Consider the following 11,734-nt stretch of genomic DNA (forward strand, 5'->3'; position numbering starts at 1 on the left):
CCAAATATTGACCTATACATGGACCAGGAAACTACATTTATGGATTCGCACTTAGCCCATTCGAACCGAAATACAGATGATAAAGTCCTGACCAAGACCATGATTAACAATTATGCGAAAAACGACCTGCTTCCGCCGCCGCTGAAGAAAAAGTATTCAAAAGAACATCTGCTGGTTTTGATTTTTATATATTATTTTAAAGGCGTGCTATCCATCACAGACATTCAGACACTGCTCCACCCCATTACGGAAAAGTACTTTCACAATGAGACCGATTTTAATATGGAGTCACTCTACCAGGAAGTATTCAGTTTGGAGAAAAGCCAGGTAGATAAAATTTCTAAGGATATTTTGGAAAAATACAATACTTCCCAGAAGACCTTTGAAAATGCAGATGAAGAAGATCAGGGATTCCTGAAATACTTTTCTTTTATTTGTCTGCTGAGTTTTGATGTATATATTAAAAAGCAGCTGATTGAAAAATTAATTGATGAACTACCGAAGAAAAATCCAGAAAAAGAAAAAAGTAAAAAATAAATCATAAAAACAGGCAAAGTGCTTTCCAATAAGCTTCTTTGCCTGTTTTATATTCTAATATCCTGTTTTCATTATTACTGCTTTTTTTCCTGCATACGGTCAAATATCATTTCATAACCGTCATTACCATAGTTCAATGATCGGTTTACCCTGCTGATGGTTGCTGTGGATGCCCCTGTCTTTTCTGCAATTTCCAGATAAGTCTTATGCTCTCTCAGCATCTTAGCCACCTCAAAACGCTGTGATAAAGAAAGCAATTCATTAACAGTACATACGTCTTCAAAGAACAAATAACATTCTTCTTTATCTTTTAAGTTTAAAATAGCCTCAAACAGTTGGTCTACTGCTTCTGTCCTGATTTTTTTGCTCATAAAATTACCCCTTCATTCGTTCGTCGTTGTACTTTATATATTAGCACAGCAAAACTTTAGTGTAAAGAAGTTTATCGATTTTTATAACGGTTGATATACTTTTTATATTCGTCTACAGAACGATTTACGATCAGTTCTTCCGGAAAATCAAAACACTCAAACAACTGGTCGATAAACTGATGATTCCCTACATCTGCAGCACAGTGAGCATCACTGCCTAAGATAATAGGCACCTGATATTTCTTACACATTTCCAACATTGCGATATCATTCGGAATTGGATTTTCCCTGGCTCCAAGGGGATGTAAGGAATTGTTGTTAAGTTCTAACAATACCTGATGCTCTTTTGCCCCCAGTACCAGTGCTTCGTAGTCCAGCGGGAAGCGGCTGTCATCGGGATGCCCGATTATGTTGATGTACGGATTCTTCATGGCATTCAGACATGCCCTTGTATTCTCTTCTCTTGTTCCTGATTTGATACAGGGTGTGTGCAGGCTTGCAATTGCCACATCCATTTTCTTAAGCAGGCTGTCATCCATGTCCAGATTACCGTCATAATCTAAAATATTAACTTCCGCACCGAATAAAACTTCTATCCCACACATGCTGCGCTCTAAAATACGCAGGTTCATGAAGTAGTACTCATGGCAGGTTCCCGGCATCTTGGGCGCGTGCTCGGTAATGCCCAGCAGTTCCAGACCCTTTGCCGCAGCCTGGTAGGCCATTTCGTGTATTGTACTGTATGCATGTCCGCTGGCCAGCGTATGTGTATGTGAATCTAATACGTATTTCATCTCCTTAACCTTCTTTCTCTTCTAACAGCTCATCAAGCTTTATGAGCTTCCAGTACTTCCTGCGGCCAGAAATCAAACTCGCCGGATGGAGTACGTAAGCGCATTAAAAAATATCTTTCTGTACGCTCTAACATGGTTATTATACGTGTTTCCTCTGGAAATTTCAAGTTCCGATTTCCCGTTGTGATCATTTTGTATCATGGTGAGTGTCTTTCACAGAAAAACAGCCCGGCTAAAACACCGGGCTGTCTGTAATTATTTTTTCTTTTTCTTTTCACTCACATAACCAATAAAATTGTTCTGATACAAGGTCTGAAAAAATCTCGTCATACGTTCGTACAACGGATCGGCTTTATCTCCAAACTGTTCTTTCATCTCATTTGCGATTTGAAATACTGTTTTTTTGCCATCCATCAGCTGCCACGCAAAGCTCCCGTAGTTATCCAGTGTAATATGACTGAATCTGGGTCTTTTAAATACTTTCTGGGCAATCCAATTGTAGAAGCCTCTATTTTCCATGTGAACGACTACGTTCCCTTTTTTATCCAGATCCCATTCAAACTTGGGATTACAGATTGGAACAAAGTCAAGATAATTCTTCTTGTTTTTCTTTGCCATTCTTATGCCTTAGCTTTCTTTTCCTTTAAGAATAAAGAGAACTTCAATAATGAGAAGATTAAAAGTGCAAAGAAGATTAATCCAACGATCTTAGCAACACTTTCCGGGAATATTCCTCCGCCGATTTTTGCAAGGGCATCTCCAAGAGATCCGCCTGACATCGGAATAATAGCAAATACTGCTAAAAGAATACCAATTAAACCTTCTCCGGCAATCAGACCAGAACAGTAAAGAACACCGCCGTCGATGGCATTTTTCTTCTTCTTCTCGTCCATTCCCTTTTTCTTTTCAATAAATAATCTTACAAGTCCACCAGCCATCATAGGTGTGCTTAAGTGGATTGGCAGATATAAACCAACTGCAAATGGAAGTACCGGAATACCTAATACTTCTACTACCAGTGCGATAAACACACCGGCAAATACCAGGTTCCATGGTAGGTTACCGCCCATAACACCTTCTACTACCATCTTCATCAGAGTAGCCTGTGGTGCAGGAAGTTCAGCAGAACCATATCCCCATGCTTCATTTAACAGATATAAGATACCGCCGATCGCAATCGCTGCTGCTAATACACCGATAATCTCACCAATCTGCTGCTTCTTAGGTGTGGCACCTAAAATATAACCTGTCTTTAAATCCTGTGACGTATCGCCTGCAATAGCAGCGATAATACAGATAACAGAACCGATTGCGATTGCAGCTGTCATTCCGCCCTGTCCAACCTGTCCGGTTGCTTTTAACGCCATAGATGAAATCAACAGAGTTGCAATAGCCATACCGGAAACCGGGTTGTTACTGCTTCCAATCAATCCAACCATACGTGAAGATACGGTTGCAAAGAAGAATCCGAATACTACGATCAGAATAGCACTGAATAAGTTAACCGGAATAATCGGGATCAGCCAGATAGCAATTGCCAGTGCCAGGATAGAGATAATAATAACCGGCATGGAAAGATCCTGGTCAGTACGAATGCTGGAATTAGCAGCTGCGCCTTTTCCGTATCCCTTAATAGCATCCTTAAATGTTTTGATAATGAGTGGCAGTGACTTGATTAAGCTTAAGATACCGCCGCATGCTACAGCTCCTGCACCAATGTACTTGATGTAGTTAGACCAGATACCAAAAGATCCGCCCTCTTCATAGATCTGAGCGATTGGAATAGTAGCCGGGAACAATGTAACATTTGAACCGAATAATACGATTAATGGCATTAATACAAACCATCCAAGTACACCACCTGCAAACAGATATGATGAAATCTTTGGTCCGCAGATATAACCAACACCTAAAAGCGCTGGTAATACGTCCATACCAACACCCGCTCCTTTGTAAGCAGGAATTTCATAATGTACTTCACTTGGGAATAATTTAAATCCGTCTGTGATAAATTTGTAAGCTGCTGCGATACCTAAACCGGCAAATACAGTAGAGGCTTTTGCACCACCCTGCTCACCAGCTAAAAGAACTTCCGCACATGCCATACCTTCCGGATATGGAAGTGTACCGTGTTCCTGTACAATTAACGCTTTACGAAGAGGTACCATAAAGAGAACTCCTAATGTACCGCCGATAAATGCAATAATTGCGATTTCAAGTAAAGATGGTGCAGCTGTTCCCCACTCTTTTGCCCACAAAAATAACGCTGGCAGTGTGAAAATAGCTCCTGCAGCTACAGACTCACCGGCAGAACCAATTGTCTGTACCATGTTGTTCTCCAATACGGAGTCTTTTCTCAAAATGACGCGGATAACGCCCATTGAGATAACGGCTGCTGGAATTGATGCAGATACGGTCATACCTACACGAAGACCAAGATACGCATTCGCACCGCCGAACAGAACAGCCAGCAATACACCCAGGATGATGGCTGTTGGCGTAAATTCCGGAACTGACTTATCAGCAGGAATATACGGCTTGAAACTTTGTTTTTCGTTCATGTGTCTTTCTCCCTTTATCTTTTTTGTTCGTGTTATTATAACATGATTTTGTTTATAATATCAACTAATTTTACATAATTTCTTTAGTATTTGTTAATGTTTTTCATTTATCTTTTAGATTTGTTGGTTTTCTTTGCAACTTTTACGCAATTTTTCATATCTTATAGCATTAGAACTTTTGGAGGTAAGTTATGAAAAAAAAGCTTTTACTGCTGGCTGCTGTTACGGTTCTTCTGGCATTGACCTGTATCGGCTGTAAAAAAGAATCGGACACACTCACCAAAGTTACACTGAATGAAGTGGCACATTCCATCTTCTATGCACCCCAATATGTGGCGATTCAGGAAGGTTATTTCGCAGAAGAAGGAATTGATCTGGAACTTGTCACAGGATTTGGTGCGGACAAAACCATGACCGCCGTAGTATCGGGGGATGCCGATATCGGATTTATGGGAAGCGAATCAACCATTTACGCCTACAACGAAGGAGCCTCAGATTATGTGGTAAACTTTGCCCAGCTCACACAGCGTGCAGGAAACTTCCTGGTTGCAAGGCAGGATATGCCTGATTTTACCTGGACTGACCTGAAAGGAAAAAATGTTCTTGGCGGCCGAAAAGGCGGAATGCCTGAAATGGTATTCGAGTACATCTTAAAACAAAACGGAATCAATCCCGCAGCTGATTTAAATATCGACCAAAGCATTGATTTCGGTTCTACCGCAGCTGCATTTTCCGGCGGCCAGGGAGACTTTACCGTGGAATTTGAACCTGGTGCCACTTCTCTTGAAAAAGAAGGCAGCGGTCACGTAGTTGCCTCTCTTGGTACGGATTCCGGTTATGTGCCATACACCGCATACAGTGCCAAAGGCAGTTTCATCAAAAAGAATCCGGAAATTATCCAGGGCTTCACCGATGCTCTGCAAAAAGGTATGGACTATGTGAATTCCCACACACCGGAAGAAATCGCAAAAATTATTGAACCCCAGTTTAAAGAAACTGATCTGGCAACCATTACTACCATTGTAAAACGTTATCACGAACAGGAAACCTGGAAAGATAACATGGTATTTGAAGAAAACAGTTTTAATCTGCTTCAGGATATTCTGGAAAATGCAGGAGAACTCAGCCAGCGTGCACCTTATGATAAACTGGTTAATACTAGTTTTGCCCAAAAAGCGGCAAAATAACAATAAAATGCCATCTGTCTCTCTGCAGATGGCATTTTATTGTTATCGTTGTCTGTTGTCCTGCAATCGATAACTGCTCCGGGCCTGTAATTTTTTGCCATAATTAAACCCTACTCTCCTTTTATTTTAATCAGTCAAAATATTTAATGAGCGCCTGGGTACCAAGATCTCCGTCCCCTCTTTTTTCCAGTTCTTCGTATGCCGCAAGGGTCTGATTCAGCACACTTAAGGTCAGTCCGTCTGCCTCAGCCTCTTCTTTTGCCAGCTTCATATCTTTAATAAAATGCTTGATAAAAAATCCCGGTGCATAGTCCTGTTTCAGCATTTTAACAGCCTGCATTTCCAGCTGCCTGCTTCCTGCCGCCCCTGTCGCCACGGAATCCAGAACCGTTTGTATATTCAGTCCCTTCTCTTTTCCATAGGCAAATGCTTCGCAGATACCGGATATTGTACCTGCTATCATGATCTGGTTCACCATTTTGGTATGCTGTCCGCTTCCGGCTTTCCCTTCCAGATGAATGTTCTTACCCATTGCCTCAAAGATCGGGAGACATTTCTCATATGCCTGTAAATCCCCTCCTGCCAATATGGACAGGGTGCCATTTTTAGCACCTACATCTCCTCCGGTAACAGGCGCATCCAGAGCGTAAATCCCGCGTTTTTTGGCTTCTTCATAGATGTCTTTGGCTAATTTGGGACTTGAGGTTGTCATATCAATAACATACGTTCCTTCCGAAACATTCTCCAGTATGCCATCCTTTCCAAAATAGACTTCTCTCACATCTTTTGGAAAGCCTACAATTGTGATCACCGCGTCACAGCCATTTACGCACTCTGGTATAGTTGGATGATAAACGGCTCCTTCTGCTATCACATCTTCCGTTTTTGCCTTATTTCTGGCATAGAAAGAAATTTCATATCCCGCCTTCATTAAATTCCTTACCATTGATTTTCCCATAATTCCAACACCGATAAAACCAATCTTCTTCATGTCACCGTCTCCTTTTCCCATAGGGTATTCGTACTGCAGAACTTTTTATGCAGCAGGGGTAAAGCAATAACTTTATTTTACCTGCTCTAATACCTGAATGTCAATAGTTCCTGTTTCGAACCAGGAATTTTAAACTCCTTCTGAACACAGGCTTGAACCCTCAGGCACTTTCCAGAATTTTCAAAAATCCCTGCATTGGCTCAGACAAAAACTTATCCTTATGATAGACCAGATAATTTTGATTCTCCATATAAAGTCCCGCTACCGAAAGCGGCACAAGTTCATTTCTCTCACATTCTTTTTCCACCAGTATATCGGGCATAACGGTAACACCCAGATTATGTTTGGCTGCCTGAATCAGTGCCTGGGAGTTTACACTGGTCCAGGCAGGAGTCACAGACAGATTATGTAAGGTCATTGCACTGTGGAAAGTATCCCGTATTGCACTTCCTTTCTCTCTTAGCAGTAATTTCTGCTGTGCCAGCTCTTCTATCTGCACCTCACCTGCTGATGCCAGAGGATGTCCATTGCCGCACAATACTACAAGGCGGTAAGAAGAAAAGGGAATACAGACCAGATTATCTCTGGGAAAAACTCCTTCTATCAGTGCCAGATCCACTTCATTTTGTAAAAGCTTCTCGTTAATCACCCGGGCACTTTCCACTTCCACCCGGACAGGAGTATTCTTCCATTGCGCTTCAAATCTCTTTAACAGGGAGGGCAGCCAGAAATTAGCGATCGTTATGCTGGAACCGATTTGTAAGACAGCCTGCTCTTTTAAGGAGTCTAGTCCGCCTTCCAGATCATCGTACAAATCCAGTACACGGATGGCCTTGTCTAAAAACAGTTTTCCGAATTCATTCAGATAAATCCGCTTGGATACCCGGTCAAACAGAGAATTACCAATTTTTTCTTCCAGATCGTTAATAACATGTGATACAGCCGGCTGGGTCATATACAGTTTTTTTGCTGCTTTTGTTATATTTTCTTCTTCACAGACGATTTTAAAAATTCGAAGATGGCGTATTGTCATTTCATACTCCTCCTAATTCATTACTAATTTCTTATGTTCTATATAAAATAATATTATTTTAATTATATACCATGTAAGGGTATAATGAAACTACCAAATGATTATTTGACAATTTATGATGTAAAGGAGATTCACTTATGAAAAAATTACCTCTGCTCTGCTGGCTCTTTGGAATTAATTTCTTTATCAGCGCATTTACTTTCGGAGGAGGCTATGTAGTCATTCCCATGATCCGGAAATATTTTGTCCAAACCAAGAACCTGCTCAGCGAATCGGAGCTTCTGGATATGGCTGCAATCGCACAGTCCTCACCTGGTGCAATCGCCGTTAATCTCTCTGTGCTCGCCGGCTATAAAACAGCCGGACTAAAGGGTGCCGTTATCAGCGGACTGGCTTCTGTCCTGCCCGCACTGCTCATCTTATCCGTGATCAGTGCCGGTTATCAGGCATTTCGTGACAATGCGGTGGTATCCGCCGTTTTAAAGGGAATGGAAGCAGGTGTGGCAGCATTGATCGTAGATTTGGTCTATGATATGTGCCGGGGCATTTTTAAAGAAGGCAGACTGTTTTTTTCAGTTCTGATTCCTCTTGCTTTTATCGCCAGTTTTTTCCTGCAGATAAACGCAGCTCTTATCATTGCAGTCAGTGCCCTGTGCTGCCTTGTGGAATGCTTTTTACGCAGAAAAGAGGTGGCTGTATGACAAAACTTTTGCTCATGCTTTTTTATAGATTTACGCAGATCGGGCTATTCAGCATCGGAGGGGGATACGCTACAATCCCTCTGATCCAGGAACAGGTAGTAGAACTGGAACATTGGCTTACCCTGCAGGAATTCACTGATATTATTACCATTTCCCAGATGACTCCCGGCCCTTTGGCAGTCAATACCTCTACTTTTACGGGATTGAGAATTGCCGGCATTCCCGGAGCTGTCACCGCTACAATCGGATGTATCCTGTCCGGCTTTATCATATCCATATTGCTGTACCGCTTTTTCAATAAATACCGCAACAATCGTTATATGTCACAGGTATTAACCGGATTGAAAGCAGTATCCGCCGGACTGATTGCATCCTCCGCAGGTGTGATCATTCTGATCGCTTTTTGCGGAACATCAGAATTAGATATTTCTGCACTGCATCCTGATCTATTTGCCTGTTTCCTCTTTGGAGCCTGCCTGATACTGCTTCGTAAATGGAAATGGAATCCCATTCTGGTTATGGTGCTTTCCGGTGTTGCTGGTTATTTCATCTATTAATCTGTCTTATATATTTCCGTACAGAAAAAGCAGCCGATTGGATATTGTTAACGATCCAACCGGCTGCTATAATTCATCTTTCTTCCTGCTTGGGTTTTACTCTGCAAGATAAAGGTTTACTTTCTGCATAACTGCTTTTACCGCTTCATCGATACTTGTAGTTCCATTCAGGCAGTCATCTGCTGCACTGTTTACTGCTTCCCGTATAATGCTGTCTGTGTTTGCAGGTGTAGTCAGTCCTTCTGCTAATGTCTTAAATTCTGCAGCCTGTTCTTCGGTAGGCCATTTCAGTTCCAGAGAGATATCTACACCACTTTCACTAACAGTAGAAACCGTCATTGCAGGAACACTATTTCCAGCTTCATCTGTAAAAATATGATCAAAAGCTGCTTTATTTACCGGGAATCCCCCTCCCTGGCTTACGGTCTGGGCATCTTTGGATAACATGAAAGATGCCAGTTTTTCTGCAGACTCTTTGTTCGCCGCCTTACTGCTGATACCAATCATCGTACCAGGTATAAATACTTTGGAAGCCTGGCCATCCAGTGTTTTATAGCCACTGTCTTTTAACTTTCCATCAACAGCCAGTACCTGCATAATATCATTTATAGAATTGATATTTCCGATATTTGCCATGATACTTTTTGCAAGATAACTAATGGAGTTATCTCCGATACCGCTCAAGTGAGCAAAACCTCCAAAATTCATAATCATAGAGTTATTTTCATCTGCCTGCCCATCTTTTTTATCAAGATCATAAATTTTCTTTAGCTGGGTAAAGAATTCTTTTAATTCATCTTCCTTCAAAGTTCCGTCTTCTTTGATCCACTCTCTGGAAGATGTATCATACAATCGTTTTACTAAATCCTCCGGCTGTGTGATTCCCAATATATCCGTATCTGCATTTTCCTGTTTCATGCCTTCCAAAGTTTCAGCAAGGGTCTTTAAATCTTTCATACCATCCAGGTTCTTCTTAGCGGACTGAATAGCCGGTACAATGAATCTGGTTGGTATGGCGTAGGTTTTACCATCTTTTTCGTATGGTTTTGTAATATTTTCCATGAGCCCATCCTGTTTGGAGACATTTTTTATGATTTCACTCATATCTTCCAGCAGACCTTTATTCTCATATGAATCAATGGACATACCATCTAATATAAACAGATCCGGCCCTTTTCCAGCCATTATATTCGTATTTAAAGTTCGAATTGCATCGGATACTGTGACACCATCATCGCCGGTAAGCCCAACTTCATAATTTACACGAATATCCGGATTTTGTTTCTGGAATAATGCAATTGCCTGCCGTACTTCTGCATTTTCATTCAATGAGTAGATATTGACTTCTTTTTCCGGAACAGACGGAGTATCTTCGGAATATGTATACCGTACCAGATGACTGCTCATATCTTTCCGGTAAGCCAGGAAGAATGTACCGTCTTTCATTGCTGCCATATTGCTGAATGAAACACTTGGATCCGCTATAGAATTTAATGATCCATCTACAAGCTGTTCGGATACATTACCACCCAGGACATGGCGGAAAATACCCTGTTTATTGCAATAGTAAAGAATATTATCTTCTTTCCCTCCCTGCAGGAGAACATCCGATTCACCTCCGCCAACCAAAATGCCTTTGTTTTCATTCTTGATCCCAAGCTGCTCATTCAGTACCTCATCCTTTTCCATGGCACTTCCTGTAGTCATATCATAGTAATAAACGCCGCTGCTTGCATATGCCGCCAATGTATTTCCTATAAAACCTGTATTGGTAAAGTAAGCATTACTGTTTTCGATAGATTTCAGCACTGCTCCGTTTGCGGGATCAACAATGTGAATTTTTCCATCCATTCCCAGACCTACTAATTTGTTGTCCGGTGAATATTTCCAGCTGTTCAAATACTGTGGTATTTCCATCTGACCGCTTTGTGACCCACTGTCACCTGCTTTGCTGCCTCCCATAGCCACCGGTAAGGAAGCGGCTTTTCCCGAATCATCCATTGTCCAGTAGCCGATCTCTACTTCTCCCTGCCCGCTTTGCATATCTATTTTAGAATAATCAGTTATGATTGCAGCTGCGCCTCCCTTTGGTGACAGGGCTACAGAAGATAAATATTTCATTTCATTTCCCTTTAATTCTTCGGGATAATCAAATACTTTCTCCCACTTCTTTCCCTGATCCCTGGTTTCCCAGACACCTCCGGAATACTTTTCCCCCATTCCTGCTAATCGCAGGCTGCCGTCTTCCATTTCACACAATGCCTGTATATCTGTAATTCCTTCCGGAAGATTAACATCTTCTTCCAGATACCTCCCCATAGCAGCAGCCTCTTTTGCATTCCCTTTATCCGTGCCATTACTGCCATCCGACTGCTTGGTTCCATTCGTGGAACACCCTGTTAAGAAGGTTGTTAACAACATCGCTGCCATAACTACTCCTGCCATCCTTTTAAGAATCATCTTACTGTAACCTCCTGTTTGTTAGAATAATTTTACATTTCTTTTTCTCATTTTTTGCACGTTTTTATCCTAACAAATCCATTTGTGGATGGTTTGTATTTTATATGTGTTTTAGATGGAGAATATAAATGCCACACCAGTTAAGGTATTTTCTATCCGATAGCCTGCTTTGTGTAGTTCTAGAATCATTTTAACAATATATAGCCCCAGACCGCTTCCTCCTGTATTTCTATTTCTGGATTTTTCAACACGGTAAAATGCTTCAAATATACGGGGAACTGCTTCGTCATCCAGATGCACACCGGAATTCTCCACCCGAACCGTCAATTTCCCGTCCTCTTTATATGCTTCAATCTGAATTTTGGCTCCATCGGGAGAATAGTGGATAGCATTGCTGATAATGTTATTTACCGCCTTTTGCAGTAACTTCTTATCTCCCCAGGCATACAGATCACTGTCGAAATGATATTGAACATCCATTTCCTTTCTGATAAACAGATCATCCTGTTTATGGGCACACTCTTTTACCATTTTCCCCAGGT

12 protein-coding genes are annotated in these 11,734 nt (G+C 41.5%); 4 read left to right on the plus strand and 8 right to left on the minus strand.

The genetic code is table 11. The annotated features are described in order from the left end of the window. Positions 1 to 537: DUF1836 domain-containing protein (locus tag ACH2DQ_RS19380; RefSeq protein WP_395027918.1), on the plus strand; the 537-nt coding region annotated here is incomplete at its 5' end. A 74-nt stretch (positions 538 to 611) separates the two neighbouring features. Here the strand turns inward: ACH2DQ_RS19380 and ACH2DQ_RS19385 are convergent. The 4 genes from ACH2DQ_RS19385 to ACH2DQ_RS19400 form a co-directional block, all read right to left on the minus strand. Beyond that, positions 612 to 908, minus strand: coding sequence for a YerC/YecD family TrpR-related protein (locus ACH2DQ_RS19385; protein WP_394913415.1), 297 nt, complete (start codon positions 906 to 908; stop codon positions 612 to 614). Positions 909 to 979: 71 nt separating this feature from the next. After that, the gene (locus ACH2DQ_RS19390; RefSeq protein ID WP_394913414.1) at positions 980 to 1,702 is read right to left on the minus strand and encodes a phosphatase; all 723 of its coding nucleotides are present in this window, start codon (positions 1,700 to 1,702) and stop codon (positions 980 to 982) included. A 255-nt stretch (positions 1,703 to 1,957) separates the two neighbouring features. Continuing rightward, positions 1,958 to 2,320, minus strand: coding sequence for a PqqD family protein (locus ACH2DQ_RS19395; protein WP_394913413.1), 363 nt, complete (start codon positions 2,318 to 2,320; stop codon positions 1,958 to 1,960). Between the two features lie 2 nt (positions 2,321 to 2,322). Then, positions 2,323 to 4,263 carry an OPT family oligopeptide transporter gene (locus ACH2DQ_RS19400; RefSeq protein ID WP_394913412.1) on the minus strand — a complete coding sequence of 647 codons (1,941 nt, stop codon included), beginning with the start codon at positions 4,261 to 4,263 and terminating at the stop codon, positions 2,323 to 2,325. 191 nt (positions 4,264 to 4,454) lie between these two features. Between ACH2DQ_RS19400 and ACH2DQ_RS19405 the strand changes: the two genes are divergently transcribed. Continuing rightward, positions 4,455 to 5,450 carry an ABC transporter substrate-binding protein gene (locus ACH2DQ_RS19405; protein ID WP_395027924.1) on the plus strand — a complete coding sequence of 332 codons (996 nt, stop codon included), beginning with the start codon at positions 4,455 to 4,457 and terminating at the stop codon, positions 5,448 to 5,450. Between the two features lie 130 nt (positions 5,451 to 5,580). On the opposite strand, the gene ACH2DQ_RS19410 is transcribed toward ACH2DQ_RS19405, so the two are convergent. Together ACH2DQ_RS19410 and ACH2DQ_RS19415 are read right to left on the minus strand one after the other, a co-directional pair. Further along, a complete protein-coding gene (locus tag ACH2DQ_RS19410) occupies positions 5,581 to 6,441 on the minus strand; it encodes an NAD(P)-dependent oxidoreductase (RefSeq protein WP_394913410.1) in 861 nt (286 codons plus the stop codon). A 160-nt stretch (positions 6,442 to 6,601) separates the two neighbouring features. Further along, on the minus strand, positions 6,602 to 7,474 hold the full coding sequence (locus tag ACH2DQ_RS19415; protein ID WP_394913409.1) for a LysR family transcriptional regulator: 873 nt from the start codon (positions 7,472 to 7,474) through the stop codon (positions 6,602 to 6,604). 137 nt (positions 7,475 to 7,611) lie between these two features. Here ACH2DQ_RS19415 and ACH2DQ_RS19420 point away from each other — a divergent pair, with 137 nt between their 5' ends. Together ACH2DQ_RS19420 and ACH2DQ_RS19425 are read left to right on the plus strand one after the other, a co-directional pair. Then, positions 7,612 to 8,175, plus strand: a complete 564-nt coding sequence (locus tag ACH2DQ_RS19420; protein ID WP_394913408.1) for a chromate transporter — start codon at positions 7,612 to 7,614, stop codon at positions 8,173 to 8,175. Next, positions 8,172 to 8,732 carry a chromate transporter gene (locus tag ACH2DQ_RS19425; protein WP_394913407.1) on the plus strand — a complete coding sequence of 187 codons (561 nt, stop codon included), beginning with the start codon at positions 8,172 to 8,174 and terminating at the stop codon, positions 8,730 to 8,732. Before ACH2DQ_RS19420 ends, ACH2DQ_RS19425 begins: the two co-directional genes overlap by 4 nt. A 96-nt stretch (positions 8,733 to 8,828) precedes the next feature. Here the strand turns inward: ACH2DQ_RS19425 and ACH2DQ_RS19430 are convergent, their stop codons facing one another. Both ACH2DQ_RS19430 and ACH2DQ_RS19435 read right to left on the minus strand, forming a co-directional pair. Further along, positions 8,829 to 11,192 carry an ABC transporter substrate-binding protein gene (locus tag ACH2DQ_RS19430; protein ID WP_394913406.1) on the minus strand — a complete coding sequence of 788 codons (2,364 nt, stop codon included), beginning with the start codon at positions 11,190 to 11,192 and terminating at the stop codon, positions 8,829 to 8,831. Positions 11,193 to 11,303: 111 nt separating this feature from the next. Continuing rightward, positions 11,304 to 11,734: sensor histidine kinase (locus tag ACH2DQ_RS19435; protein ID WP_395027931.1), on the minus strand; the 431-nt coding region annotated here is incomplete at its 5' end.

The organism is Robinsoniella sp. (genome assembly GCF_034124845.1).